The organism is Ideonella sp. (assembly GCF_041914305.1).
Lineage (GTDB): Bacteria > Pseudomonadota > Gammaproteobacteria > Burkholderiales > Burkholderiaceae_C > Ideonella.
The window spans coordinates 39026-64305 of the sequence record NZ_JAYSDQ010000002.1 but is presented as its reverse complement, the minus strand read 5'-3'; the positions used below and the strand labels follow the sequence as shown (position 1 = coordinate 64305).

Below are 25280 nucleotides of genomic sequence, written 5' to 3'. Positions count from 1 at the left end.
GTTGACAGTGGTTCGCCCGGCCGCGCAGAATGCGCGCCTGCTCCGGGGTGCACGCATGGTGCGTGCTGAGATGGTTGATCCGAACCCGAGAACTTGAACCGGTTAGTACCGGCGTAAGAAGAGCCGTCGATCCTTGAGTCGCGCTGCCCTGCCTGGGCGAGCGCGCCACGGGGCGACCTTCGGAGCAACGACCTTGTTGCGAAGGACCGCCATGAACGCCCCCGAACGCCTGGACGAGCTGCTGTCGCTGACACGCGAGCCGTTCCCCGCCTCCCGCAAGATCCACCTCACCGGTTCGCGGCCCGACCTGCAGGTGCCGCTGCGCGAGGTCAGCCTGACCAACGGCGAGACGGTGGTGCTCTACGACACCTCGGGCCCCTACACCGACCCCAGCGTGGCGATCGACGTGCGCCATGGCTTGGCCGGCCTGCGCCTGGGCTGGATCGAGCAGCGGCGCGACACCGAGGCCTACACAGGCCGTGCACCGCAGGCGTTGGACGATGGCGCGAAGCAGGTCGAGCGCATCGCCGACAGCCTGGCCACCTTGCGCGCCGAAGCCGCGGCCTTGCAGCGCACGCCGCGCCGTGCCATCAGCGGTGCCAACGTGACGCAGATGCACTACGCCAAGCGCGGCATCGTGACCCCCGAGATGGAGTTCGTCGCGCTGCGCGAAAACGGCCGGCGCGAGTGGATGGCGCAGTACCTGGCCGATGCCAAGCGCGAGCAACGCCGCGCCGGCAACGGCATGGGTGCGGTGCTGCCGCGCGGGCCCATCACGCCCGAGTTCGTGCGCGACGAGGTGGCGCGTGGCCGCGCGATCATCCCGGCCAACATCAACCACCCGGAAATCGAGCCGATGGCGATCGGCCGCAACTTCCTGGTCAAGATCAACGCCAACATCGGCAACTCTGCGGTCACCTCGAGCATCGAGGAAGAGGTCGAGAAGCTGGTCTGGTCGATCCGCTGGGGCGCCGACACGGTGATGGATCTCTCCACCGGCCGCCACATCCACACCACGCGCGACTGGATCGTGCGCAACTCGCCGGTGCCCATCGGCACGGTGCCGATCTACCAGGCGCTGGAGAAGGTCGGCGGCGTCGCTGAAGATCTGACCTGGGCGATCTTTCGCGACACGCTGATCGAACAGGCCGAGCAGGGGGTCGACTACTTCACCATCCACGCCGGCGTGCGGCTGCCGTTCATCCACCTGACGGCCGACCGTGTCACCGGCATCGTCTCGCGCGGCGGCTCGATCATGGCCAAGTGGTGCATCGCGCACCACCAAGAGAGCTTCCTGTACACGCACTTCGAAGAGATCTGCGAGATCATGAAGGCCTACGACGTGAGCTTCTCGCTCGGTGACGGCCTGCGCCCCGGTTGCGCTTCGGATGCGAACGATGAAGCCCAGTTTGCCGAGCTGCGCACACTCGGCGAGCTGACGCAGGTGGCGTGGAAGCACGACGTGCAGACGATGATCGAAGGCCCGGGCCATGTGCCGATGCACATGATCCAGGCCAACATGGACGAGCAGCTCAAGCACTGCCACGAGGCGCCGTTCTACACGCTGGGCCCGCTGACGATCGACATCGCGCCGGGCTACGACCACATCGCCAGCGCGATCGGCGCCGCGATGATCGGCTGGATGGGCACCGCGATGCTGTGCTACGTGACGCCGAAGGAGCACCTGGGCCTGCCCGACCGCGACGACGTCAAGCAAGGGATCATCGCGTACAAGATCGCCGCCCACGCGGCCGATGTTGCCAAGGGCCACCCGGGCTCGCGCGCCCGTGACGACGCGCTTTCGAAGGCGCGCTTCGAGTTCCGCTGGACCGACCAGTTCAACCTGAGCCTGGACCCGGACACCGCGCGCGACTTCCACGACGAAACGCTGCCCAAAGACAGCAGCAAGGTCGCGCATTTCTGCTCGATGTGTGGCCCGAAATTCTGCTCGATGAAGATCACGCAGGAGGTGCGCGACTACGCTGCCAACCTGGGTGTTGCCGAAGCCGAGGCGCTCGACCGGGGCATGGCCGAGAAGTCCGGCGAGTTCCGCGCCGGTGGCGGCGAGATCTACATCCCGATCCATAACGACAAGGCTTGATGGCATGGTCGCCATGCATGTGGGCATTGCAGGGGCAGGACTGCTGGGTCGGTTGGCGGCCTGGCGGTTGGCGCAGCGTGGCTGCCGCGTCAGTGTGTTCGACCCGGCCGGCGGGCCGCAGCCGACGTTCGACGGGCAGGGCGCCGCCGCGTTCACCGCCGCCGGGCTGTTGAGCCCGATGGCCGAGCGCGACGTGGCCAGCGACCGTGTCGCGCAGCTGGGCTGGCGTTCGATCGGGCTGTGGCGCGGCATCGTCAAGGCGTTGCCGGGCGAGCCGTACTTTGCCGAGCGCGGCAGCCTGCTGCTGGTGCACCGGGGCGACCTGGGCACCGCGCAGCGCACGCTGGCGCGCCTGCCCGCGCCGGGCAGCGGCGCCCGCGCCCCGGTGGCGCTGACGAGCGACAAGTTGGCCGCGGTGGAGCCGGCGCTGCGTGGCGTGTCGCACGCCTGGCTGCTGCCTGGCGAAGGCCAGATCGACACGGTGCAGACGATGCGTGCGTTGCACGACGGAGCGCCGTCGGTGCAGTGGCATTGGGGCCAGCACGTGGCCGAGCTGATGCCGGGCGCGTTGCGTGTGATGGACCGGGGCGTGCCGGGCGACTGGCAACGCTTCGACGCGGTGCTCGACCTGCGTGGCCTCGGCGCAAGGCCCGAACTGCCGCTGCGCGGTGTGCGGGGCGAGACGGTGTGGTTGCGCGCGCCGGGCCATGGCCTGACGCGGCCGTTGCGGCTGCTGCACCCACGTCACCGCATCTACATCGCGCCGCGGCCGGGTGATGTGCTGGTGGTCGGCGCGAGCGAGGTCGAGAGCGAAGACCGCAGCGAGGTGTCGCTGAAGAGCGCGGTCGAGCTGATGTCGGCCGCGCAGAGCGTGATGCCTGCGCTGCAAGAGGCACGCATCCTGCGGCTGGACCGCAACCTGCGGCCCGCGTTGCCCGACCATGAGCCCCGCATCGACGTCCAGCCCGGCCTGGGCCGCATCAACGGCCTGTTCCGCCATGGCTGGTTGATGGCGCCGGCACTGGTCGACGACACGCTGCGCACGATGGAGCTGGCATGAGCGGCACCTCGCGCAACGCCGTCATCGTCAACGGCGAGCCGGTGGCTGGCGCCGAAGGGCTGAGCCTGGCCGAGCTGCTGCTTCGGCTCGGCGAACCGGCCGACCAGGTGGCCACCGCGCTGAACGGCAGCTTCGTCGCGCGCGACCGCCGCGACGAGGTGCAACTGGCCACGGGCGACCGCATCACGGTCTTCAAGGCCATCGTCGGAGGGTGAAAGAGATGACATCGAGCAGCACCACGCCGTGGTCGCTTTACGGCACCAACCTGGCCAGCCGCTTCCTGATCGGCAGCGCCGGCTACCCGTCGCCCCAGGTGCTGCGCGACGCCATCGCCGCCGCCGGCGCGCAGGTGGTGACGGTTGGGCTCAAGCGTTCGCTGGCCGCCGGCGCGGGCGACAACGGCTTCGTCGAGATCGTGCGGGCCAGCGGCGCGCACCTGCTGCCCAACACCGCCGGCTGCCGCACGGCGCGCGAGGCGGTGGTGCTGGCCCAGATGGCGCGTGAGCTGTTCGGCACCCGTTGGGTCAAGCTCGAGGTGATCGGTGACGAGCACACGCTGCAACCCGAGCCGTGGGAGCTGCTGGACGCGGCGACCCAGCTGGTGCGCGAGGGTTTCCAGGTCTTTCCGTACTGCACCGACGACCTGGTGGCCTGCCGCCGTCTGCTCGACGCCGGTTGCGAGGTGCTGATGCCCTGGGGCGCGCCGATCGGCTCGGGCCAGGGTCTATTGAACCCCTACGCGCTGCGCACGCTGCGCGAGCGGTTGCCGGGCGTGCCGCTGATCGTCGACGCGGGCATCGGCGCGCCACACCATGCGGCGCGGGCGATGGAGCTGGGTTTCGACGGCGTGCTGCTGAACTCGGCCGTCGCGCAGGCGCGCGACCCCGTGCGCATGGCCGCTGCGTTCGGCCATGCCATCACGGCCGGGCGCCTGGGCTACGAGGCCGGCGTGATGGCCCCGCAGGACATGGCGGTGCCCAGCACGCCGGTGGCCGACGGGCCGCTGTTGATCGGCTGACAGCGGGGTGCAGATGTCAGCCAGCTGCCGAGGAACGCACAAACCCCAACGCCTTGTTGCAGGCGCTGGGAATTGCTTTCTCCAGTTCGCGCCGCATCGGCCGACAACGATCGGATCTCTCCATTTCCGATCGCCGCCCACCGATGCCATTTGCCCGCACCCCTGCCGAATTCGATCGAGGCATGTCGCGTGGCGCTTTCTGGCTGATGCTGCGGCGCATCGCGGTGTTCGCCGCCTGTGTCGACCTGGTCTACCTGGTGGCGTTCTTCGCGCTCGGCATGCCGGTGCTGGCGTTGGTGAACCTGCTCAGCGCCGGCATGTATGCCGCGGCCTATGCGCTGCTGGGCCGGCGCCGCAACCTGCCGGCCGTGGCGCTGATGTGGACCGAAGTGATGGGCCATGCCGGCGCCTGCACGATCTTGCTCGGGTGGGACAGCGGCACCCACTACTTTCTGCTGGTGTTCCTGCCGGCGGTCGCGGTGAGCCGCTCGCCGCGCTACGCGATCGCGGCAATGGGCTTCGTGCTGGCGGCCTACCTGGGGCTGGATGCGGCGACGCAGACGATCCCCGTGGCCTACCCGCTGGACCCGGGGCCGTTGATGGCTTTGCGCTGGCTCAGCATCACGGTCGTCTTCGTGATGTTCGGCTACACCGCGCGCTACTACACGCAGCGGGTGCACGAGGCCGAGGGCCGGCTCTACGACCTGGCCACGGTCGACCCGCTGTCGGGCCTGTGGAACCGGCGGCATTTTCTGCAGATGGCGCACGCCGAGATCGACCGTGCCAGCCGGCATGGCACGCCGCTGGCGTTGGTGCTGGCCGACATCGACCACTTCAAGCTCGTCAACGACCAGCATGGGCACGACACCGGCGACCGCGTGATCCAGCATGTGGCCGGGTTGATGCGGCATCAGGCCCGCACCGGCGACCTGATCGGCCGCTGGGGTGGCGAAGAGTTCGTGATGCTGCTGCCGATGACCGACGGCAACGGTGCGCTGGAGCTGAGCGAGCGCATGCGCGCCAGCGTCGAGCAGGTGGCCTGCCAGCACGCTGGCGTGACGGTGCCGGTGACCATGTCGCTCGGCGTGTGCGAGGTGCTGCCCGGCCAGCCGCTGGACCACGCCTTCAAGAACGCCGACGCGGCGCTCTACACCGCCAAGAACGCGGGCCGCAACCAGGTCTGCGTGGCGCCGCTGGCCCTGCCGGCGCGCCCCACCACGCCGCAAGCCGCGCGCAGCCTGGCCGAGGCCCCGGCGCACGCGCTGCCGGCCGGTTGACTCTTTCCATCTCAATCCGCTGTGCCCCGGCACCGGGGCTGGCGCCTCGCGTGTCGGTGCGTGGCTTCTGTGAGCACACACCATGACCCCACCGATCGTCTGGAGCGTTGCCGGCACCGATTCGGGCGGCGGCGCCGGCTTGTCTGCCGACCAGCGCGCTGCCGATGCCTTGGGCACCCACCTCTGCCCCGTGGTGGCCGCGGTCACCGCGCAGAACAGCGTGGCCGTGACCCAGGTGCAGCCGGTGCCGCCCGACTGGCTCGATGCCCAACTCGCGGCGCTGGCCGCCGACATGCCACCCCGCGCCATCAAGTGCGGCCTGCTCGGCAGTGCCGACAACCTGCGCGTGCTGCTGCGCTGGGTCGACCAACTGCGCGCCGACCATGGCCCGATCCCGCTGGTGGTGGACCCGGTGCTCGGCGCCAGCACCGGCCGCGCCTTTGTCGACGAGGCCTTGCTGGCTGCCTACCGCGACGAGTTGTTGCCCCGCGCGACGCTGCTGACGCCGAACCGGCGCGAGGCGGCGCTGCTGCTCGGCGAATCGCCGGAAGGCGCGTGCGAAGCGTCAACCGTGCCGGCGTTGGCACGCGCGCTGCGTGAGCGCGGTGCCCAGGCGGTGGTGATCACCGGCGGTGACAGCGCGGCCTCCGACGACCTGGTGCTCGACTGGCTCGACACCCCGCAAGCCGCCGGCTGGCTGGCCGCGCCCCGCCTCGATACGCCTCACCACCATGGCACCGGCTGCACCTTTGCCAGCAGCGCCGCCGCGGCGATGGCGCTGGGCCATGTGCCGGCCGATGCGGTGGTGCTGGCCAAGATGGCCACGCTGCATGCGCTGCAGCGCGGCCGCGCCGCCGGGCAGGGCGCAGGGCCGGTGCGCGCTGCCGCGGGCTTTGGCCAAGATCCGTCGTGGATGCCGATGTTGTCGTGGGGCGAGGTGCCCACGTTCGCACCGCCGCGCGACACGCTGGACGAGCCGCTGGGCCTGTACGCCATTGTCGACAGCGTCGCGCGCATCAAGCAGGTGCTGGCGGCCGGCGTGCGAACCGTGCAACTGCGCATCAAGGCCGACGTGGCAGACGCGGCGCGGCTGCGCGCTGAGATCCAGGCGGCCGTGCAGGCCTGCCGCGCGGTTGGCGCGCTGCTGTTCGTCAACGACCATTGGGAACTGGCGGTCGAGCTCGGCGCCCCGGGCGTCCACCTGGGCCAGGAGGACCTGGCGGCGCTCGGCCCCTCGGGGCAGGCCGTGCTGGCCGCCAGCGGCATCGAGCTCGGCATCAGCTCGCACAGCCTGTGGGAACTGGCGCGCGCCCGTGCGCTGGCACCGCGCTACATTGCCTGCGGCCCGGTCTGGCCCACGTTGACCAAGGCGATGCCGTGGCGCTCGCAAGGGCTCGACAACCTGCGCTGGTGGTGCCACATGGCCGGGCGCCCGGTGGTGGCGATCGGGGGCATCCTGGCGCCCGAGCAGGCCGAGGCCGCGGCGGCCTGCGGGGCCGATGGGGTGTGTGTCGTTCGTGGCTTGGGCGCCTGGCCCGAAACCACCGTGCCGGGCTTCAGGCAGGCCGTGGCGGCGGGGCGGCTGGCGCCGATCGTGGCGCCACCACCGTTGCCGCACGCCATGCTGGCGGCGGCAGAGTTTTGACCTTTGTTCGTATCAGGACATGCCGCCGCGGTAGAGCTGGGACGTGGCGGAGCCGCTCGATTGCACCTGTACATCCTGGCCTGCGGCCTTGAGCCAGGCGGCCCATCGTTCGACATGCGCTTTGTCCGGATGCCAAGGGCCAGCAGAAAAAGCGCTGCGCTCCCTTCGACCCTGACCGTAAACCACCCGCCACAACACCGGTTTTCCCCACGAGTTTTTTGAATGACCCGCCGCATCGTGGCGCGGGCCTGAAGCAGATTTTGCCTCGGCTCAGGTGTCGAAACAGGGCAGTGGCGTTTTCGACATGACAAATGCCCGCCGCCGTGGCGGCGGCCGGGCCACGGTGGCCGTTGCGCCCTTCAGCGCGCCGCGAGCTTGGCGGCGAATGCCAGCAGCGCGTCGACCACGCCGGCCACCGCCGCGGCCGTCTTCGGGTCTTTCAGGGCGCCGCTCTCGTCGAACGCGTCGCCGGCGCGGCTGAGCGCGTTCTGCTGCGGCTGCACCACCATCTGGAAGTTCATCTGGAAGTACTGGCGCAGGTAGTTCATCGAGCGCAAGCCACCCAGCGCGCCGGGCGAGGCCGAGAGCAGGCCGACCGGCTTGTTGGCGGTGGTGGCCAGGCCCGTGGGCAGGCCGTCGCCCGCGCCCAGGCGCGAGAGCCAGTCGAACGCGTTGATCACCAGCGGCGTCGGAAAGCCGTTGTACTCGGGCGTGACGACGAGCATCGCGTCGGCCTCGGCCAGTGCGGCCTGCAAGGTGCGAGCACCGGCGGGCACGCCGCTGGCGGCTTCGAGGTCGCCGTCGTACAGCGGCAACGCCAGCGCGCGCAGGTCCAGCAGGTTCACCTCGGCGCCGCGGGCGCGTGCGAGGCCGGCCACCACATGGGCCAGGCTCAGGTTGAACGAGCCCTGGCGTTGGCTGCCGGAGATCAAGAGCAGTTTCATCTTCGTCCTTGTTTCGTCCTTGTTCGTCCTTGCTGTTGGCTCGGGCACCAGCGGGGTGCCGGCCTCAGAGGCACATGGCCTTGATGTCTTCGGGGATCGGGATCGACTTGAGCTTGTAGCTGCCGGGGATGCGCACGACGAAGGCGCGCGTCTCGCGGCCTTCGCACAGCAGCTCGTCGTCGCGAATGATGCGGTGGTGCTGGATCAGCACCCGCGCCCGCCACTCTTCGACATGGGTGTGCACCTCCAGCGTCTGGCCGTAGGTGGCCGGGCGCAGAAAGCGGGTGTTGATCTCCAGCAGCGGCGTGCCGACGATGCCGCGCGTGGCTTCGAGCTCGCGCCAGGGCGGCACGCCGCAGGCCATGAAGAAGGCCAGCGAGGCCTGGTCCATCCAGCGCGAGAAGTTGGGAAAGAAGACGATGCCGGCGGGGTCGCAATCGCCGAAATGCACGTCGACGCGGTGGATGTGCGTTTTGCTCATCAGGTGCGTATGACTTCGGTGGTGGGCAGGTCACTGTACAGCGCCAGCACCTGGTCGGCACGGCGGGCCAACACCGCGCGCTGGTTGACATAGCCCTTGTCGGTGATCTCGCCGGCATCGGCGTTCGGCGGCTCGGCCAGCCACAGCGCGCGCGTGGGCGCCTGCGACGAGCCACCGCCTTCGGCCTGCAACGCCCGCAGCGCCGCGCGGACTTTGTCGGCGCGCTCGGTGGCGTCCATCGCCTTGGCGGCGGGGCTCGCAAAGATGAGCAGGCCGACCTCTTCGCGGTCATGGCCGGTGACCACCACGTCGGCCGCCAGCGGCGACAGCGCGGCCACTGCGCGCACGCACAGCGTGCCGACCGAGACCCAGGTGCCGCTCATCAGCTTGAAGTCTTCGGCGACGCGGCCGTCGAAGGCCACGCCCCGGCTCGGGTCGTCGGCATCGACCAGCTTGCCGGCGTCGCCGATCAGGTAGTAGCCGTCTTCGTCGAAGGCCTTCGCCGTCAATGCCGGCGCGTCGCGGTAGCCGGGGAAGACATTGGGCCCGCGTACGCGCATCTCCAGCTTGTCACCGCTGGGCACGAGCTTCAGCGCCACGCCTGGCAACGGCGCACCGATGCAGCCGGCGCGGTCGATGGCCCAGTGCACACTGGTCACCGCGGGCGCGGTCTCGGTTGCGCCCCACGACGAGGTGAACCAGATCGGCCGCTCGCGCACGCGGCTGGCCACCGCCTCGATGCGCTGCCACAGGCTTTGCGGCAGCGCCGCGCCGGCGTAGAACAGGCCCTCCAGCGGCTCGAAGAAGCTGCGCGCGAAGCCCTCGTCTGCTTCGAGAAACGGCAGCAGCATGTCGAAGCCGCGCGGCACGTTGAAATAGAAGTTCGGTCGCACTTCGCGCAGGTTGGCCACGGTCTTCTCGACCAGCCCCGGCATCGGCCGGCCGTCGTCCACATGCAGGCTGCCGCCGTGGGCCAGCACCAGGTTGAAGTTGTGGTTCGCGCCGAATGTGTGGCTCCACGGCAGCCAGTCCAGCAGGCGCAGCGGATGGCGGCTTAGGAAGGGCCAGGCCTGCGCCATCTGCTGCTGGTTGGCGCACAGCATGCGGTGCGTGTTGATCACGACCTTGGGCGTGCCGGTGGAGCCGCTGGTCAGCAGGTACTTGGCGTGGGTGTCGGGCGTGATGGCGGCAAAGGCCCGCATCACGGCCGGTGCTTCGGCGGTGGCGGCCAGCTGCGCAAAGGGCAGCGCGCCGGGCAGCTCGGCCGCGCCGCGGCTGAAGACGATGGGGCGCGTGCCCCGCGCGGCCCAGCTGGCGATCGGCGGGCCGTAAACGCTGGGCTCGGCGGCGTAGACCAGCGCCGGGTCGAGCGTGTCGAGGATGGCGTGGGCCTTGGCATAGTCTTTGGTCAGGCGGCAGTAGGCGCTGGACACGGTGCAGACGGGCCGGCCGACATGCATCGCGGCCAGCGCCAGCAGTGCGTGGTCGACGGCGTTGTCCGACAGCACGACCACCGGCTTGCCAGAAGGCAGCTTGAGATCGAGCAGGCCTTGTGCGATGCGGCCGACCTGATCGCGGGCCTGCGCATAGCTGAGTTGCCGCCATGCGGCGGCGCCCTCGCGCTCGGCCAGGAACGGGGCGTCGGGTGTCGCGCGGGCCCAGTGCTCCAGCCAGTCGCCGATGCAGCGCGCAAAGGGTTGCAGCGGTTCAGCGCTGCGCAAAATGAAGCCGCCGCCGGGCAAGTCTTCGCGCAGCACGCGGGCTGGCGCCAAGGCGCCGGGGTCGCCAAAGGGTTGGATCATGCGCATGGTCAAACTCCGAGACAGGCGGCCAGCGCATCGCTGCCGGCGAGCGCGGACGCTTCACCGGCCAGCACGACCTGGCCTTTTTGCAGCACGACCAGGCGGTCGGCCTGGGCGGCCACCTTGCGGTAGTCGCGATCGACAATCAGCGTGGCGATGCCGCTGGCGCGGATCTGGCCGATCACGCGCCAGATCTCGGCCACGATCAGCGGCGCCAGGCCTTCGGTGGCTTCGTCGAGGACGATCAGGTCGGGGTGCGTCATCAGCACGCGGCCGATCGACAGCATCTGCTGCTCGCCGCCCGAGAGCTGGTTGCCCTGGTTCGTCAAGCGTTCTGCCAGGCGGGGAAAGGTGTCGAGCACACGCTCGAAGGTCCAGTCGCGCCGGCCTTCGCGGCTGGGGCGCGCGGCCATCACCAGGTTCTCGCGCACGCTGAGGTTGGGGAACACACCGCGGCCCTCGGGCACGTAGCCGATGCCGGCGCGCGCCACCTCGTGCGGCGCCGCGCGCGACAGGTCTTGCCCACGCACGGCGATGCGGCCTTCGCGCTGCTTTACATGGCCCAGCAGCGTACGAATCAAGGTCGACTTGCCCATGCCGTTGCGGCCGAGCAGGCCGACCGTTTCGCCGGCGTTCACCGTGATGTCGACACCGTGCAGCACGTGGCTGGAGCCATACCAGGCGTGGATGCCGGTGGCTTCGATGATCGGGGTGGTCATGCTGTCAGTGGCCTCGTCCCATGGCCGACACTCGCTGGCGGGTGGGTTGGCGCGTCGCGGCGGGCGGCACCCGCTGGGGCTCATGCGTCCGCGCCCTCGCCTTGGGCGAGGGTTCCCTGCAGTGCTCGCGTTCGTGGCCGCTGTCGAACTCACTGCGCTCACTGCGTTCGCTTCGTTCAGACACTCGCCAGCGAGTCAGTTCACGAGGCTCGCTTCGCGAGCTGCCACGAACGCTGCGCGCTTCGGCGCTCCCGACCTCGCCCCATCGGGTACCCCCCGCCGCGAGTGGCAAGGTGGGGGCTGCTCCGCGCGGCCGGCCTTCAGTGCCTTGCTCGGTCACCCAGCTTCGCAAACTCAGCGATGCCGTCACGCGCTCGTCCATCTCAATGCCCGCCCAGGTACGCAGCCTGCACAGCAGGATCGCTTCGGATGGCGTCGGGCCGGGCCGAGGCAATGACCGCGCCATTGACCATCACGGTGATCCAGTCGGCGATGCGGAACACCGCGTCCATGTCGTGCTCGACCAGCAGCGTTGCGTGGCCGGCGCGCAGCTCGCTCAGCAGGGCCAGCATGCGCTCGGTCTCTTCGGCACCCATGCCTGCGAGTGGCTCGTCCAGCAGCAGCACCTTGGGTGCCGTGGCCAGGCACATCGCGATTTCGAGTTGGCGCTTCTGGCCGTGCGAGAGCAGGCCGGCCGGGCGATCGAGCACGTCGTTCAGGCCGGCACGTGCGCTGGCCTCGTGTGCGGCGGTGAGGCTGCGCTCGCAACGCGCCGCGGCTTGCCACCAGGCCCACGGGCGTTGGTAGCTGGCTTGCGCGGCGAGGCGGCAGTTCTCCAGCACGCTGAAGTTCGGGAAGATCGTGTTGCGCTGGTAGCTGCGGCCCAGGCCCGCTCGGGCGCGGCGCGGCTGTGTCCACCCGGTCACGTCTTCGCCCATCAACGCCACGGTGCCAGCCGACGGCGCAATCTCGCCCGACAGCATGTTGATCAGCGTCGACTTGCCGGCGCCGTTGGTGCCGATCACCGCATGCACCTGGCCCAGCGCCAGTTCGAGCGACACGCCGTCGACCGCGAGCAGACCGCCCCAGCGGCGTGTCAGGCCTTCACAGCGCAGCAGCGTCTGGCTCATTTGCTCTCACCGAACAGGCGCTGCCGCACCAGCGCCGGCAGGCCGATCAGCCCGTTGGGCAGCAGTGCGACGCAGGCGATGATGGTGGCGCCCAGGCCCAGGTGCCAGTGCTTGGCAAACGAACCGAACACGGCTTCGCTTTGAAACAGCTCCTGCAGCAGCGTGAATGCAAATGCGCCCAGCACCGCACCGCGCAAGTGGCCCAGGCCGCCAAGGATGATCATGATCAGCACCGCGCCCGACTGGTGCCACGACAGCAGCTCGGGGTTCACGAAGCCGTCTTTCACCGCGAACAGAAAGCCTGCCAGGCCCGCGATGCAGCCCGACACGACAAAGGCCGCCAGCTTGTACGGGTAGGTCGAGTAGCCGGCCGCGCGCATGCGCTGCTCGTTGGCGTGGATGCCGGCCAGCGCGCGGCCGAAGCGTGAGCGGGCCAGCAGCGCGAGCTTGGCAAACACGCCCAGCAGGCACGCCAGCACCAGGTAGTAGAAGGGCAGCGGCTTGTCGAGATCGACCAGCGTGAAGCTGCCGATGGTGAGCGTCGGCTTGAAGTACAGATAGATGCCGTCGGTGCCGCCGCCCAATGGGGTGTCGTGCACCACGTAGTAGGCCATCTGCGCGAAGGCCAGCGTGACCATGATGAAGTAGACGCCTCGGGTGCGCAGCGACAACGCACCCATGAACAGCGCATACAGCCCCGACACGCCCATGCAAGCCGGCAGCAGCCACCACATCGAGGCCGAATCGGACTCGGGCGACAGCTTTACCGCGGCATAACCCGCCAGGCCGAACAGCGCCGCTTGGCCGAAGCACACGAGGCCGGTCATGCCGACCAGCAGCTCCAGGCTGAGGGCCAAGATCGCGAAGATCATGATCTTGGTGACCAGGTCGATGCCGAAGCTGCCGGTGAGCAGCGGCAGCAGCGCCAGCCCGATCACGGCCGCCGCAACGAAGGCGTGTTTGCCCCAGGCCATGCCGCTCATGCCTTGAACAGCCCGTCGGGCTTCCACAGCAGGATCAGCGCCATCAGCACATAGACCAGCACGCCGGCCGCCTGCGGGAAGACGACCTTGCCGAAGGTGTCGACCAGGCCGATCAGCAAGGCGGCCAGCAGCGCGCCGCGGATCGAGCCGATGCCGCCGATCACGACAACCACGAAGCAGATGATCAGCACCTGGTTGCCCATGCCCGGGTAGACCGATGACACCGGCGCCGCGACCATGCCGGCCAGCACCGCGATCGCCACGCCGGCGGCGAAGACCACGCGGTAGAGAAACTTGATGTCGACGCCGAGCGACTGCACCATCTCGCGGTTGCTGGCCCCGGCGCGGATCATCATGCCCAGCCGTGTCTTCGCGAACACCACATACATGCCGAGCGCCAGCAGCAGGCACACGCCGGAGATGAAGAGCCGGTAGACCGGGTAGCTCATCAGGTCACCGAGCGCGATGCTGCCCGCCAGCCACTCGGGCGGGGCGACGCTGTGCACGTCGTCACCCACCAAGATCGAGCGCAACTCTTCGAAGACCAGGATCAGGCCGTAGGTCATCAGCACCTGCTGCAGGTGCTCGCGCTCGTAGAGAAAGCTAAAGAAGGCCCACTCGAGCACATAGCCCAGCAGCACCGCGAGCACCAGGCCCACCGCCAGCGTGGCGAAGAAGCCGCCGCCGATGGTGGCGGCCACTGCCGGTGCCAGCGCGTAGGCCATGTAGGCGCCGATCATGTAGAAGCTGCCGTGCGCCAGGTTGATGACGCCCATGATCCCGAAGATCAGCGTCAGCCCCGAGGCCACCAGGAACAGCAGCAGCCCGTACTGCAGCGCGTTCAGGCATTGGACTAAGAAGGTGGCGAGGTCCATCGAACGCGCTGCGGGCGACCCGCTCAGCTTGCCTTGCAGCCGCGCGCGGGATCGGCCAGCGCCTTCGACGCGACGCCGATCACCTTGTTCTCCTTGCCCGAGACCTGGCGCAGGTAGAAGTCTTGCACCGGGTTGCCGGCCTTGCTGATGGTGAACGGCCCGCGCGGGCTGTCGATCTTGGCCTTTTGCACCGCGGCGGCAAACTCGGCTTTCTTGCTGACGTCGCCCTTCACGGCGGCCAGGCCGGTGCCGAGGATCTGGCCGGCGTCGTAGCCTTGCACGGCGTAGACATCGGGCTGCAGCTTGTAGGTCTTGGCATAGGCCAGGCGGAACGCGTTGTCGCGCGGGGTGTTCAGGCTGTCGCCGTAGTGCAGCGCGGTCAGGATGCCGTCGGCATCGGCGCCTTGCGCTTCGAGCGTGCCGTCGGTCAGGAAGCCCGAGCCGTAGAGCGGGATGTTCTTCTTCAGGCCCGCGGCGGCGTAGTCTTTGACGAACTTCACCGCGCCGGCGCCGGCGAAGAAGGTGAACACGGCGTCGGGCTTGGTCGCCGCGATCTCGGTCAACAGCGCTTGAAACTCGACGTTAGGGAAGGGCAGCGACAGGTCTTTCACGACCTGGCCGCCGCTCTTTTCGAAGGCCTCCTTGAAGCCCTTGACCGACTCGTCGCCGGCGGCGTACTTCCAGGTGATGGTCACGACCTTCTTGTGGCCCTTCTTGGCCACCACCTCGCCCATCGCATAGCCGGGCTGCCAGTTCGAGAACGAGCTGCGCACGATGTTCGGGCCGCACAGCGGGCCGGTCACGGCATCGGCGCCCGCGTTGGGCACCACCAGCAGCGTGTTGGTCTCTTTCGCGACCTTGGCCATCGCCATCGCCACGCCGGAGTGAACGGTGCCGACCAGCACGTCGACCTGGTCACGCTTGACCAGCTTGTTGACGTTGTCGGTGGCCTTGGCGGGGTCGCTCTCGTCGTCGACCTTGAAGAACTCGACCTCGCGGCCGCCCAGCTTGCCGCCTTGCTCGCTCACGTACAGGCGAAAGCCGTTCTCGATCGCATTGCCCAGCGCGGCGTAGGTGCCGGTGTAGGGCAGCATCAGGCCGACCTTCAGCTTCGGCGCTGATTGGGCTGCGGCGGGGCCGGCGATCAGGGCGCAGGCGGCCAGGGCGGCGGTGGCGAGAAGCGTGCGGCGCAGGGTCATCGAAGTCTCCGTGTGGGTTGTCGACCGAGGGTAGTCGCAGCCGCCCAAAGGCGCCGCTAGGGCAAGCACCGGGCGCTCGGAGATGCATCATTGTGCTTGCTTGGTATCAAGACTACCGCTATATACAATGACTAGGCAATATAGTGCATACCCTGCCAACGGTATGCTTCGCCCAGGAGAACTTCAATCATGAACCAATCGCAGCTTCCGTCCGTCCTGGTGGTCGGCGCGGGCATCATGGGCGCGGGCATCGCGCAAGTGGCCGCACAGGCCGGGCGCCGCGTCATGCTGTTCGACGCCCGAGAAGGCGCCGCCGCGGCCGCCCGCGACAAGCTGGGCCAGACACTGCAAGGCCTGGTCGCCAAAGGCAAGCTGACCGGCGATGCGGCCGACGCCACGCTGGCGCGCATTGCGCCGGTGGCCAGGCTGGAAGACGCGGCCGATGCAGGCCTGGTCGTCGAGGCCATCGTTGAAAACCTCGAGGCCAAGCGCACGCTGCTGCTCCAGCTCGAGGCTTGTGTGTCGCCCGACGCGGTGCTGGCATCGAACACCTCGTCGATCTCGATCACCGCATTGGCCAACGGCCTGAAGGCGCCGGGCCGCGTGGTCGGCATGCATTTCTTCAACCCGGTGCCGCTGATGAAGCTGGTCGAGGTGGTGTCGGGCTTGCAGACCGATGCGGCGGTGGCCGAGCAGGTGTTCAAGCTCGCCACGAGCTGGGGCAAGACGGCGGTGCACACCCGCTCGACGCCGGGCTTCATCGTCAATCGCATCGCGCGGCCGTACTACGCCGAGACGCTGGCGCTGCTGCTGGAGCGCGCGGCCGAGCCGGCGGTGCTGGACGCGTGCCTGCGCGGCGCCGGCTTTCGCATGGGCCCGTGCGAGCTGATGGACCTGATCGGCCACGACACCAACTTCTCGGTCACCGAGTCGGTCTACCAGGCGAACTTCTACGACAAGCGCTTCCAGCCTTCGCTGGTGCAGCGCGAGATGGTCGATGGTGGCCTGCTGGGCCGCAAGTCTGGCCGCGGCTTCTTTGCCTATGGCGACGGCGTGGCGGCACCGGCCTTGCCGGCTGCACGCCACGGTGCCTTGCCGGCGACGGTGCGCTGGCATGGGGCCGGGCAGGGCGGATCGGCGATGGCGGCCTTTGGCCAACGCTGGCGCGACGCGTTGTCGGCCGCCGGTGTGGCCGTTGAGCAGGTGATGGCGTCCGAATGGATCGGTCTCGAATCCGAAGGCCGCCGCCTCGCGCTCACCGATGGCCGCAGCGCCACCCAGCGCGCGGCCGACGAAGCCTGCGCCGAGATGGTGGTGTTCGACCTGCCGATCGCCGAGCTGCCGGCCGGCGCCTCATTGGCCTATGCCGGTGCGGCCTCTGCCCACAACGCATGGCTGGACCAGGCGGCGGCGCTGCTGGCCTGTGCCGGCGTGCAACCGCAGCAGCTGGACGATGCCCCCGGCCTGGCCGTGGCGCGCACCGTGGCGATGCTGATCAACGAAGCGGCCGATGCGGTGCAGCAGGGCGTGTGCAACGCCGAGGGCGCCGACCTGGCGATGAAGCTGGGCGTCAATTACCCGGCCGGGCCGTTCGAGTGGCTGGCCCGTTGGGACGGCGCCGCGGTCGTCGAGCTGATCGACCAGCTCGACCGCTTCTACCGCGGCGAGCGCTACCGCGTCAGCCCTTGGCTGCGCCGGCGCCAACCCCGTCCAGGTTCGGCACGCTGACCAGGCAGACGATGCCCTTGGGCTCGCGCTCTCGCCACGAGACCGAGCCCCCCATCAGCTTCACGCGCTTGCGGATGCCGCCCAGGCCCAGGCCGTGAGACCACTTGGCCGGCGTGCGGCCCACGCCGTCGTCGCTGATCGTCACGGTGAACAGGCCCTCGTGCAGCCGCATCTCGATCAGCACCTGGGTCGCCTTCGAGTGGGCGATGATGTTGCTGATCAGCTCGCGCATGATGCGGGTCAGTGACGACCACTGGATGATCGTCAGTGTCAGGTCTTCGTCGAAGCTGGCGCTCCACTCCAGCTCGCAGCGCACGGCCTCCAGGCGCGCGGTGATGTCGGTCTTCCATTCGGCAGCGGCCAGCGCGAGCGAATGGGTCGACGCGGCCAGCCCGCGCGTCAGCGTCTTCAAGTCTTGCAGGGTGTGGCGGACGTAGTCCTCCATCTCCTTGTTCTGGGCCTTGTACATCAGCGTCAACAGGCGTGCGCCGATGTCGTCGTGCAGGTCTTGCGCGATGCGCACCCGCTCTTCACTGCGGCCGCGCTCGACCGCGCGGTCGTGGGCCAGCGCGCGCATCAGCTGCTCGACGATGCGGTCGGCCAAGCGTGCATCTTCGGGCGTGAACAGGCGCTTGCCGCGCTCGGCGAAGCGCAGCGCGATCTGGCCGTCGAGCATCGGGCCTTGCGTCAGGTTGGGCGCCGGCACCAGCAGCACCGCGCCATTGGCGACGACGCGGCTCTGCCGCCCCTGGCCGCCGGTGCGGGTGGTTTCCAGCGGCTCGAACACGTGGCGCAGCAGGTCGGCCATGCGGTCGGCGGCGCGCTCGGGTTTGGCCTCGACCTCGCGCGCGATGCGGTAGAGGTGGTCGAACATGCGCTCGGTGGTCAGCGTGCGCGCGCCCATCATCTGGTTGACCAGCCACTGGCGCACGGCCGCATAGGCGCCCAGCGCGAGGAACAGCGAGAGCGTCAGCGAGGCGAACTGGCTGAACGAGAACACCGCGACGAACAGCAGGTCGACCGAGGTGGCGACGGTGCTCACGCCGGCCAGCATCGCGAACTCGCGCATCACGTTTTGTGAGCGCGAGATGAATGGCACCATCAGGATCACCGACGCGAAGAACACGCTCCAGATCACCGGGCCGACAGCGGCCAGTGGCTGCACATCGGGCGGCATGTGCGGCACCAGCGCCACCGCCAGCGTCAGCAGCACCAGCGCGCCCACCGTGACCGAGGCGAAGCGCCGCATCACCACCGCAAACGGGTGCGGCTGCGGCCCGACGGGCCAGGCCAGGAAGACGATGCAGAGCAAGCCGTCGCCGATCAGCAGCGACTGGGCCGTCCACCAGTGGTGTGGCTGCTGGCCCAGCACCGCGTAGATGCCGAAGCCCAGCGTGGCACCCCAGCTGAGCAGCACCGGCAGCACGCGCCAGCGCGAGCGGTAGGGGTGCAGCGCCGTGGCGTGCAGGATCGCGGCGCCGGTGGCCAGGTCGAGCATCGTCAGCAGCGAATGCTCGCGCAGCACCAGCGCGCTGGGCAACGTGAGCCCGGGCACCGAGCCGATGGCGGCCAGCAGCAACTGGCCGGCCTGCGACAAGGCCATCAGCGCGTAGAGCAGGTTGCGCAACTGCGGCTGCACCAGCGGCACGATCCAGCCGACCAGGAACAGCACCATCGCGAAGGCGCTGAGCAGCCAGAACATCGCGCCCAGGCCTGCGTAGCCGCGCGGGCGAGGGATCACGTCGACACGGTGGCCGTCGCGGAAGACCAGCACGATGTGGCCGGATTCGACCGCCCGTGCCACGGTGAGCCGCGTGTTGATCAGGCGCTCGCGCAGCGCGTCGTCGGCCAGCCAGCGCGCCGAGTGTGTCAGCGCGAGGGCATCGAAGGCCAGTGCGGAGCCCGGCGCCGTCTCGATGCTGGCCAGCTCGTGGCCGACCTGTTCTTTCAGGCCCGGCAGGTTGGTGTAGACCAGCTCCAGCCCGCCGTCGTGGGTGACGCGCCAGTCGGCGGCCACATGCGGGTTGTTGGCCATCACCCGCGCCAGCAAGAAGACGGTCAGGCAGGCGACCACCGCGGCCAGCAGCAAGGCCTGGCGGCGCCAGCCGATGCGCGGCGTGCCGCCGGCCATCGCGGCGGCGGCGGTGCTGCCGAAGCTGCTGGGCTCGCTGAAGCGCGAATCGGTGGTGTGGGGCCAGCCGCTGTCGCTGGGCACGCCGGTGTCGGGCGCGTCGTCCGCGGCCGTGGTGGTGGAACTCATGGGCCGCCCACCGCCTTGCGCGGTGTCCAAATCACGGAGAGAGGATGCCCGGCCCCGACGGGGGGCCGGGCGGGGCTCAGACCAGGCCTTGCTTGCTGGCCAGGACCGCCGCTTCGGCGCGGCTGGAAACGTTGAGCTTGCGGTAGATCGACTTGATGTGATCGTTGACGGTGAACCACTTGATGCCCATCAGGTTGGCGATCTCCTTGATCGTGAAACCCTTGCTCAGGTACGTCAAGACCTCGATTTCGCGGGGCGTCAGGTGGGGCAGGTCGACCGGCTTCTCGATCGGCACGGGCTTTTGCCCGGCGCTGCCGCTGGGGGCGCTCGAGAAGCTGCTGGCCGGCGCGGGCGCGGCCGAATCGGCGGCCGAGCCATGGCGGAAGTGCGTCAACAGCCGGCGTGCGATGGCTGGCGACAGCGGCGGCTGGCCGAGCACGATCTTGCGCAGCTCTTCGACCAGCACGTCGAAGCGGTCTTCCTTCAGCAAGTAGCCATCGGCGCCGCATTGCAGCGCCGGGAAGAGGTGGTCGTCGTCCGAATACAGCGTCGTCACCACCTTGGTGGCGGGGTACTGCGTCAGCTCGGCCAACAGCTCCAGGCCATTGCCATCGGGCAGTTCCAAGTCGACCAGCATCAGCTTGAACGGGTCAGCGCCGTGCAGGCCTTGTGGACCCGTCAACGCGATCTGCTCGCGTGCGGTTTCGAGGTCCCCCGCCTCGGTGATCGAAATCGGATCGCTGAAGCTTTCCCGCAGCACACGCGACAAAAAATCGCGGGCCACCGGGTTGTCTTCGAGGATCAGCACCTTCACGGTCATTACGCGCTCCCTTTACAACCTAGCGTCGGGCGGCATGCTAGCAGCGTGCCGAGGGGGGACCGAGCCCCCTTTTGGGGGACGTGCCCAGGCCCTTCCCTCTCCCTATTCTTAGGGGGAAAGGCTCAGGAGTCCATCGTGATATGGATCAGCGGTTGACCAGAACCAGCTTTCCTTTGATGGCGCGCTCGGCCATGCGGCGGTAGGCGGTGGGCAGTTCGCTCATCGGCAGCAGGGTGTCGATCAGCGGCTTGATCTTGCCCTCGGCGTACCAGCGGGCCAGCTCGCCCAGCGCGCGCGCGTTGGCGGCGGGCTCGCGGCGCACGTAGTCGCCCCAGAACACGCCGACGATCGACGCGCCCTTCAGCAGCGACAGGTTGAAGGGCAGGGCGGGGATGCCGCCCGCCGCGAAGCCGACCACGAGGTAGCGGCCGCGCCAGGCGATCGAGCGGAAGGCGGGCTCTGCCAGGTCACCGCCCACGGGGTCGTAGATGATGTCCGGGCCGCGGCCGCCGGTCATCGTCTTCAGCGCGTCGCGCAGGTTGTCGCGGCTGTAGTTGATCGTCTCGTCGGCGCCGATGCCCCGGCAGGCCTCGCACTTCTCGTCGGTGGAGGCCGCGGCAATCACCTTCGCGCCGGCGGCCTTGGCGATCTGCACGGCCGCGGTGCCCACGCCACCCGCGGCGCCGAGCACCAGCACCGTCTCGCCGGCCTTGAGCTGGCCGCGGTCGAGCAGCGCATGGTGCGAAGTGCCGTAGGTGAAGGCAAAGGCGGCGGCGTCTTCGAGCGCGAAGCCGGGTGGCAGTGGGATGGCTTGCGCGGCCTTGATGCACGCGTGGGTGCCGAAGCCACCCGAGCTGCCGATTGCGGCCACCGGGTCGCCCACCTTCAGGTACGTGACGGCAGAGCCCACCGCGTCGACCTTGCCGGCGAATTCAGACCCCGGCACAAAAGGCAGCGGCGGCCGGACCTGGTATTTGCCTTCGACCGTCAGCAGATCAGGGAAGTTGATGCTGGCGGCGTGGATCGCCACGCGCACCTCGTCGGCCGCCGGTTCAGGCGTGGGCAGCTCGCGCCAGACGAGGTCGCCCGGGCCGGTGGTGGTTTCACAAAGCCAGGCGTGCATGCTGCGCTCCAAGAAGGTGTTCTGATGGGACTTGATCATAGGCAAGCCAGGGGTGTTCGCTCGTCGCCTGGGTGACTTCGATGCGTTGGCGGCACGAGCCGGTACAACCTGGCGGCATCAAAACAAGTGACCAGCTGTTGCGGCTGCCTACAATCGGTCGCATGCGCATCCTCATCGCCAACGACGATGGTTATCTCGCACCGGGCATCGCTGCGCTGGTCCAGGCCTGCCAGGGCCTGGGCGAGATCGACGTCATCGCGCCCGAGCAGAACGCCAGTGGCACCTCGAACGCCCTCAGCCTGACGCGGCCCTTGACGGTGCACGAAGCACGCGGCGAGCCGGTGCAAGGCTTTCGCTTCGTCAATGGCACGCCGTCGGACAGCGTGCACATCGCGCTGACCGGCCTGCTGCCGCACAAGCCCGACCTGGTGCTCTCGGGCATCAACCAGGGAGCCAACATGGGCGACGACACGCTGTACTCGGGCACCGTGGCCGCCGCGATGGAGGGTTACTTGTTCGGTATCCCGGCGATCGCCTTCTCGCAAGCCGAAAAGGGCTGGACGCACCTGGACGCCGCCGCCCGCGTGGCGCGCAAGGTCGTCGAGGCGGTGCTCGAGTCCGTGCTGCAACGGCCGCCGGCGCAAAAGCCGTGGCTGCTGAACGTGAACATCCCGAACAGGCCCGATGCGGATCAACTGCCCTGGGTCACCACCCGCCTGGGCCGGCGCCATGCCAGCGAAGGCGTGATTCGCCAGATCAGCCCGCGCGGCGAGCCGGTCTATTGGATCGGGCCGGCAGGCGATGCACGCGAAGCCGGCGAGGGCACCGATTTCTACGCCGTGGCCAACGGCCAGGTATCGATCACGCCGCTGCAGGTCGACCTGACCGACCACGCCGCGCTGCCTGATTGGCGGGCGCGGCTGGGTGGGGCATGAGCGACAAGAAGCCCGCGCCTGCGCGGCCGGCGCGCTTTCCAGCTTCGCTTGACAGCCGCAGCCCCATCAGTGCCACCCAGGCGCCGCCGCTGCTGAGGCCCCAGCGCCTGCTGCATGAAGCAGCATTGGACGCCGCCCGCACCGTGGCGCCGCGCGGCCTGGGGCTCGACAGCGCGCCAGTGCGGCACCGCATGGTGCAGCGCCTGCGGGCCGACGGCGTGTGCTGCGAGCCGCTGCTGCAGGCCATGGGCCAGGTGCTGCGGCACGAGTTCGTCGACTCGGCGCTGGCCGCGCAGGCCTACGAAGACACGAGCTTGCCGATCGGCCTGTCGCAGACGATTTCCAAGCCTTCGGTCGTCGCGCGGATGATCGAGTGGCTGTACCTGGGCGAGAACGCCCGGGGCCGTGGCCACCTGGGCCGTGTGCTCGAGATCGGCACCGGCTGTGGTTACCAGGCCGCGGTGCTGGCGCAGCTGTCGACCCAGGTCATCTCGGTCGAACGCCTGAAGGCCCTGCACGAACTGGCCGCCCGCCATCTGCACCGCCTGCAGGTGCCACGCTGCCGCCTGGTCTATGGCGACGGCATGCGCGGCCACCCGCCCAACGCGCCATACGACACCATCATCGCCGCAGCGGGCGGTGACGACCTGCCCAGCGCCTGGCTCGACCAGTTGGCCGTGGGCGGCCGGCTGGTGGCGCCGGCGCGCTCGGCCGATGGCCGCGGCCAGGTGCTCGTGATCGTCGACCGCACACCTGAGGGCCTGCACCGCCGCCTCGGCGAGGCGGTGCAGTTCGTCCCCTTAAAATCCGGCACCCATTGACCTTGACAACAGCACAGGGAACCCACTACCCGATGAGCACCATAAAAGGGCGTTGGACAACACGATCGCTCGGCCTGTTGGCCGCAGCCACCGTGTTGCTGTTGGCCGGCTGCGCGTCACCCCGCAACCAGGCCCCGGTAGAGGTGCGGCCCACGGCCCCGGCCGCTGCCGCCAAACCGGCCTCGGCACCCGAGGCCGCCAAGCCGGCCTCTGCGCCGGCCAGTGCGGCGGGCGATACGCGCTCGGCGACCTACACCGTGAAGCCGGGCGACACGCTGATGCGCATCGCCCTGGAGTCTGGCCAGGCCTGGCGCGACATCGCGCGCTGGAACGGCATGGACAACCCCAACGTGATCGAGGTCGGCCAGGTGCTGCGCGTGTTGCCGCCGGCCGGCGAGGCCACGGTCAGCACCAAGCCGGTGACGCCGCCGAAGATCGAGACCAAGCCGCTCGATGGCAGCGCCAAACCGCCGGCGACCGCCGCCTCGGGCGCCCCGCCGGCGGCGTCGGGCGTCGCGCCCGCGGTGCCTGCCAAGGACAACGACGACGACGTGCAGTGGGCCTGGCCCGCCGCCGGCCCGGTGGCCACGCCGTTCGACGAATCGCGCAACAAGGGCCTGGCCATCACCGGCAAGGTCGGCGACCCGGTCTACGCCGCGGCCGATGGGCGCGTGGTCTACGCCGGCTCGGGCCTGCGCGGCTATGGCAACCTCGTCATCGTCAAGCACAACGCCACCTACCTCACGGCCTACGCCCACAACCAGACGCTGCTGGTGAAGGAAGACCAGGTCGTGCGCAAGGGGCAGAAGATCGCCGAGATGGGATCGTCGGACGCTGAACGGGTGCAACTGCACTTCGAGGTGCGCCGCCAGGGCAAGCCCGTCGACCCCGCCAAGCTGTTGCCCGCACGCTGACAGGCCCCAACTCTGCTTCGGCTCCATGGCGCCGCCTTCGGGCGGCGTCGGCCTTTGCGCAGTCCCGCACGAGATTCTCATGACCCAACCAGACGAGTGGCTGACCGTCGAATCGCTCGACATCGAAGCCCAGGGCGTGGCCCACAACAGCGAAGGCAAGGTCGTCTTCATCGAAGGGGCGCTGCCTGGCGAACAGGTGCAGGTCGACGTCGGCCGGCGCAAGAACCAGTGGGAGCAGGCGACGATGCGCGCAATGCGGCGCGAAAGCTCGCAGCGCGTTCGCCCGGCCTGCCCGCACTTCGGCCTGCATGCGGGCGCCTGTGGCGGCTGCAAGATGCAGCACCTGCATGCTGGCGCGCAGGTGGCGATCAAGCAGCGCGTGCTGGAAGACAACCTCGCCCACCTGGGCAAGGTGAAGTCCGAGCGCATGCTGCGGCCGATCGAAGGCCCCACCTGGGGCTACCGGCTGCGCGCCCGACTCTCGGTGCGCTATGTGGCCAAGAAGGGCACGGTGCTGGTCGGCTTTCACGAGCGCAAATCGCGCTACGTGGCCGACATGAGCGAATGCCACGTGCTGCCTCGAAGCGTCAGCGACATGCTGCTGCCGCTGCGCGAGCTGATCGGCTCGATGGACGGGCGCGACCGCCTGCCGCAGATCGAGCTGGCTGGCAGCGAGGCCGTGACGGCCTTGGTGCTGCGCCATCTGGAGCCCTTGTCTGGCGCAGACGTGACGCGCTTGCGTGAGTTCGGCGCGAAGCACGGCGTGCAGTGGTGGCTGCAGCCCAAGGGGCCTGAGACCGTGCACCTGCTCGACGATGGCGGCCCCGAGCTGGCCTACACGCTGCCCGAATTCGGCTTGACGATGCCGTTCAAGCCGACCGATTTCACCCAGGTGAACCACCAGATCAACACCGTGCTGGTCGGCCGCGCGCTGCGCCTGCTGCAGGTGCAGCCCGGTGAACGGGTGATCGACTGGTTCTGCGGCCTGGGCAACTTCACGCTGCCGCTGGCCACCCAGGCGCGCGAGGTGCTGGGTATCGAAGGCAGCGAGGTGCTGGTCGAGCGCTCGCGGCAAAACGCCGCGCGCAACGGCCTGGCTGCGAAGACCAGCTTCGCGGCCCGCAACCTGTTCGAGCTGACGCCCGACGATCTGGTGGCCTTCGGTCGCGCCGACAAATGGCTGGTCGACCCGCCGCGCGAGGGCGCCTTCGCGCTGGCCAAGGCCGTGGCCGACCTGGCCGAATCACCCCGCGACGACTGGCAGCCACCCCAACGCATCGTCTACGTCAGCTGCAACCCCGCCACGCTCGCGCGCGACGCGGGCCTGCTGGTCAACGTGGCCGGCTACCGATGCACAGCAGCCGGCGCCGTCAACATGTTCCCCCACACCGCCCACGTCGAATCCATCGCCGTCTTCGAGCGCCCCTGAAGGCGCGCGAAGCGCC

General features: G+C 69.2%; 22 protein-coding genes and 1 riboswitch. Of the genes, 11 read left to right on the top strand and 11 right to left on the bottom strand.

The window, feature by feature from the left end:
- Positions 1-33 precede the first annotated feature (33 nt).
- Positions 34-137: riboswitch (TPP riboswitch) on the top strand.
- Positions 138-211: 74 nt separating this feature from the next.
- The 6 genes from thiC (at position 212) to thiD (ending at position 7101) form a co-directional block, all read left to right on the top strand.
- On the top strand, positions 212-2101 hold the full coding sequence (gene thiC, locus ACE3SG_RS03090; protein ID WP_374562507.1) for a phosphomethylpyrimidine synthase ThiC: 1890 nt from the start codon (positions 212-214) through the stop codon (positions 2099-2101).
- 4 nt (positions 2102-2105) lie between these two features.
- Entirely contained in the window at positions 2106-3161 is a 1056-nt protein-coding gene (locus tag ACE3SG_RS03085; RefSeq protein WP_374562506.1) for an FAD-dependent oxidoreductase, read from the top strand.
- Positions 3158-3376 (top strand): sulfur carrier protein ThiS, encoded by a 219-nt coding sequence (gene thiS, locus ACE3SG_RS03080; RefSeq protein WP_374562505.1) that lies wholly within the window; start codon positions 3158-3160, stop codon positions 3374-3376. The genes ACE3SG_RS03085 and thiS overlap by 4 nt, the downstream gene beginning before the upstream one ends.
- Positions 3377-3381: 5 nt before the next feature.
- Entirely contained in the window at positions 3382-4179 is a 798-nt protein-coding gene (locus ACE3SG_RS03075; protein WP_374562504.1) for a thiazole synthase, read from the top strand.
- Positions 4180-4361: 182 nt separating this feature from the next.
- Entirely contained in the window at positions 4362-5456 is a 1095-nt protein-coding gene (locus tag ACE3SG_RS03070) for a GGDEF domain-containing protein (protein ID WP_374562503.1), read from the top strand.
- Positions 5457-5538: 82 nt separating this feature from the next.
- Positions 5539-7101, top strand: a complete 1563-nt coding sequence (gene thiD / locus ACE3SG_RS03065) for a bifunctional hydroxymethylpyrimidine kinase/phosphomethylpyrimidine kinase (protein WP_374562502.1) — start codon at positions 5539-5541, stop codon at positions 7099-7101.
- Positions 7102-7460: 359 nt separating this feature from the next.
- Here the strand turns inward: thiD and ACE3SG_RS03060 are convergent, their stop codons facing one another.
- From ACE3SG_RS03060 to ACE3SG_RS03025, 8 genes are all read right to left on the bottom strand, one after another.
- Positions 7461-8045: an NADPH-dependent FMN reductase gene (locus ACE3SG_RS03060; RefSeq protein WP_374562501.1), complete on the bottom strand. Its 585-nt coding sequence runs from the start codon at positions 8043-8045 to the stop codon at positions 7461-7463.
- A gap of 64 nt (positions 8046-8109) precedes the next feature.
- Positions 8110-8526, bottom strand: coding sequence for an acyl-CoA thioesterase (locus ACE3SG_RS03055; protein ID WP_374562500.1), 417 nt, complete (start codon positions 8524-8526; stop codon positions 8110-8112).
- The gene (locus ACE3SG_RS03050) at positions 8526-10334 is read right to left on the bottom strand and encodes a feruloyl-CoA synthase (protein WP_374562499.1); all 1809 of its coding nucleotides are present in this window, start codon (positions 10332-10334) and stop codon (positions 8526-8528) included. Before ACE3SG_RS03050 ends, ACE3SG_RS03055 begins: the two co-directional genes overlap by 1 nt.
- Positions 10335-10336: 2 nt before the next feature.
- On the bottom strand, positions 10337-11047 hold the full coding sequence (locus ACE3SG_RS03045; protein WP_374562498.1) for an ABC transporter ATP-binding protein: 711 nt from the start codon (positions 11045-11047) through the stop codon (positions 10337-10339).
- Between the two features lie 383 nt (positions 11048-11430).
- Positions 11431-12177 (bottom strand): ABC transporter ATP-binding protein, encoded by a 747-nt coding sequence (locus tag ACE3SG_RS03040; protein WP_374562497.1) that lies wholly within the window; start codon positions 12175-12177, stop codon positions 11431-11433.
- Positions 12174-13160, bottom strand: a complete 987-nt coding sequence (locus ACE3SG_RS03035; RefSeq protein ID WP_374562495.1) for a branched-chain amino acid ABC transporter permease — start codon at positions 13158-13160, stop codon at positions 12174-12176. Before ACE3SG_RS03035 ends, ACE3SG_RS03040 begins: the two co-directional genes overlap by 4 nt.
- A complete protein-coding gene (locus ACE3SG_RS03030) occupies positions 13157-14035 on the bottom strand; it encodes a branched-chain amino acid ABC transporter permease (RefSeq protein ID WP_374562493.1) in 879 nt (292 codons plus the stop codon). Before ACE3SG_RS03030 ends, ACE3SG_RS03035 begins: the two co-directional genes overlap by 4 nt.
- Before the next feature lie 23 nt (positions 14036-14058).
- Positions 14059-15234 carry an ABC transporter substrate-binding protein gene (locus tag ACE3SG_RS03025; RefSeq protein WP_374562492.1) on the bottom strand — a complete coding sequence of 392 codons (1176 nt, stop codon included), beginning with the start codon at positions 15232-15234 and terminating at the stop codon, positions 14059-14061.
- Positions 15235-15423: 189 nt separating this feature from the next.
- Here ACE3SG_RS03025 and ACE3SG_RS03020 point away from each other — a divergent pair, with 189 nt between their 5' ends.
- A complete protein-coding gene (locus ACE3SG_RS03020; protein ID WP_374562491.1) occupies positions 15424-16962 on the top strand; it encodes a 3-hydroxyacyl-CoA dehydrogenase in 1539 nt (512 codons plus the stop codon).
- Here the strand turns inward: ACE3SG_RS03020 and ACE3SG_RS03015 are convergent.
- From ACE3SG_RS03015 to ACE3SG_RS03005, 3 genes are all read right to left on the bottom strand, one after another.
- A complete protein-coding gene (locus ACE3SG_RS03015; protein ID WP_374562490.1) occupies positions 16913-19222 on the bottom strand; it encodes a sensor histidine kinase in 2310 nt (769 codons plus the stop codon). The two genes, ACE3SG_RS03020 and ACE3SG_RS03015, sit on opposite strands and share 50 nt — an antisense overlap.
- Positions 19223-19298: 76 nt before the next feature.
- Positions 19299-20042 (bottom strand): LuxR C-terminal-related transcriptional regulator, encoded by a 744-nt coding sequence (locus ACE3SG_RS03010; RefSeq protein WP_374562489.1) that lies wholly within the window; start codon positions 20040-20042, stop codon positions 19299-19301.
- A gap of 145 nt (positions 20043-20187) precedes the next feature.
- Positions 20188-21165, bottom strand: a complete 978-nt coding sequence (locus ACE3SG_RS03005) for an NADPH:quinone oxidoreductase family protein (RefSeq protein ID WP_374562853.1) — start codon at positions 21163-21165, stop codon at positions 20188-20190.
- Positions 21166-21326: 161 nt separating this feature from the next.
- Between ACE3SG_RS03005 and surE the strand changes: the two genes are divergently transcribed.
- From surE to rlmD, 4 genes are all read left to right on the top strand, one after another.
- On the top strand, positions 21327-22100 hold the full coding sequence (gene surE, locus ACE3SG_RS03000) for a 5'/3'-nucleotidase SurE (RefSeq protein WP_374562488.1): 774 nt from the start codon (positions 21327-21329) through the stop codon (positions 22098-22100).
- Positions 22097-22921 carry a protein-L-isoaspartate(D-aspartate) O-methyltransferase gene (locus ACE3SG_RS02995; protein WP_374562487.1) on the top strand — a complete coding sequence of 275 codons (825 nt, stop codon included), beginning with the start codon at positions 22097-22099 and terminating at the stop codon, positions 22919-22921. The genes surE and ACE3SG_RS02995 overlap by 4 nt, the downstream gene beginning before the upstream one ends.
- A 32-nt stretch (positions 22922-22953) precedes the next feature.
- A complete protein-coding gene (locus ACE3SG_RS02990; RefSeq protein ID WP_374562486.1) occupies positions 22954-23835 on the top strand; it encodes a peptidoglycan DD-metalloendopeptidase family protein in 882 nt (293 codons plus the stop codon).
- 79 nt (positions 23836-23914) lie between these two features.
- Entirely contained in the window at positions 23915-25264 is a 1350-nt protein-coding gene (gene rlmD, locus ACE3SG_RS02985) for a 23S rRNA (uracil(1939)-C(5))-methyltransferase RlmD (protein WP_374562485.1), read from the top strand.
- Positions 25265-25280 lie beyond the last annotated feature (16 nt).

What these genes read in the sequence shown, in the direction of transcription:
- thiC (WP_374562507.1), top strand. Translation starts at nt 212, where the DNA reads ATGAACGCCCCCGAACGCCTGGACGAGCTGCTGTCGCTGACACGCGAG.
- ACE3SG_RS03085 (WP_374562506.1), top strand. Translation starts at nt 2,106, where the DNA reads ATGGTCGCCATGCATGTGGGCATTGCAGGGGCAGGACTGCTGGGTCGG.
- thiS (WP_374562505.1), top strand. Translation starts at nt 3,158, where the DNA reads ATGAGCGGCACCTCGCGCAACGCCGTCATCGTCAACGGCGAGCCGGTG.
- ACE3SG_RS03075 (WP_374562504.1), top strand. Translation starts at nt 3,382, where the DNA reads ATGACATCGAGCAGCACCACGCCGTGGTCGCTTTACGGCACCAACCTG.
- ACE3SG_RS03070 (WP_374562503.1), top strand. Translation starts at nt 4,362, where the DNA reads ATGTCGCGTGGCGCTTTCTGGCTGATGCTGCGGCGCATCGCGGTGTTC.
- thiD (WP_374562502.1), top strand. Translation starts at nt 5,539, where the DNA reads ATGACCCCACCGATCGTCTGGAGCGTTGCCGGCACCGATTCGGGCGGC.
- ACE3SG_RS03060 (WP_374562501.1), bottom strand. Translation starts at nt 8,045, where the DNA reads ATGAAACTGCTCTTGATCTCCGGCAGCCAACGCCAGGGCTCGTTCAAC.
- ACE3SG_RS03055 (WP_374562500.1), bottom strand. Translation starts at nt 8,526, where the DNA reads ATGAGCAAAACGCACATCCACCGCGTCGACGTGCATTTCGGCGATTGC.
- ACE3SG_RS03050 (WP_374562499.1), bottom strand. Translation starts at nt 10,334, where the DNA reads ATGCGCATGATCCAACCCTTTGGCGACCCCGGCGCCTTGGCGCCAGCC.
- ACE3SG_RS03045 (WP_374562498.1), bottom strand. Translation starts at nt 11,047, where the DNA reads ATGACCACCCCGATCATCGAAGCCACCGGCATCCACGCCTGGTATGGC.
- ACE3SG_RS03040 (WP_374562497.1), bottom strand. Translation starts at nt 12,177, where the DNA reads ATGAGCCAGACGCTGCTGCGCTGTGAAGGCCTGACACGCCGCTGGGGC.
- ACE3SG_RS03035 (WP_374562495.1), bottom strand. Translation starts at nt 13,160, where the DNA reads ATGAGCGGCATGGCCTGGGGCAAACACGCCTTCGTTGCGGCGGCCGTG.
- ACE3SG_RS03030 (WP_374562493.1), bottom strand. Translation starts at nt 14,035, where the DNA reads ATGGACCTCGCCACCTTCTTAGTCCAATGCCTGAACGCGCTGCAGTAC.
- ACE3SG_RS03025 (WP_374562492.1), bottom strand. Translation starts at nt 15,234, where the DNA reads ATGACCCTGCGCCGCACGCTTCTCGCCACCGCCGCCCTGGCCGCCTGC.
- ACE3SG_RS03020 (WP_374562491.1), top strand. Translation starts at nt 15,424, where the DNA reads ATGAACCAATCGCAGCTTCCGTCCGTCCTGGTGGTCGGCGCGGGCATC.
- ACE3SG_RS03015 (WP_374562490.1), bottom strand. Translation starts at nt 19,222, where the DNA reads ATGAGTTCCACCACCACGGCCGCGGACGACGCGCCCGACACCGGCGTG.
- ACE3SG_RS03010 (WP_374562489.1), bottom strand. Translation starts at nt 20,042, where the DNA reads ATGACCGTGAAGGTGCTGATCCTCGAAGACAACCCGGTGGCCCGCGAT.
- ACE3SG_RS03005 (WP_374562853.1), bottom strand. Translation starts at nt 21,165, where the DNA reads ATGCACGCCTGGCTTTGTGAAACCACCACCGGCCCGGGCGACCTCGTC.
- surE (WP_374562488.1), top strand. Translation starts at nt 21,327, where the DNA reads ATGCGCATCCTCATCGCCAACGACGATGGTTATCTCGCACCGGGCATC.
- ACE3SG_RS02995 (WP_374562487.1), top strand. Translation starts at nt 22,097, where the DNA reads ATGAGCGACAAGAAGCCCGCGCCTGCGCGGCCGGCGCGCTTTCCAGCT.
- ACE3SG_RS02990 (WP_374562486.1), top strand. Translation starts at nt 22,954, where the DNA reads ATGAGCACCATAAAAGGGCGTTGGACAACACGATCGCTCGGCCTGTTG.
- rlmD (WP_374562485.1), top strand. Translation starts at nt 23,915, where the DNA reads ATGACCCAACCAGACGAGTGGCTGACCGTCGAATCGCTCGACATCGAA.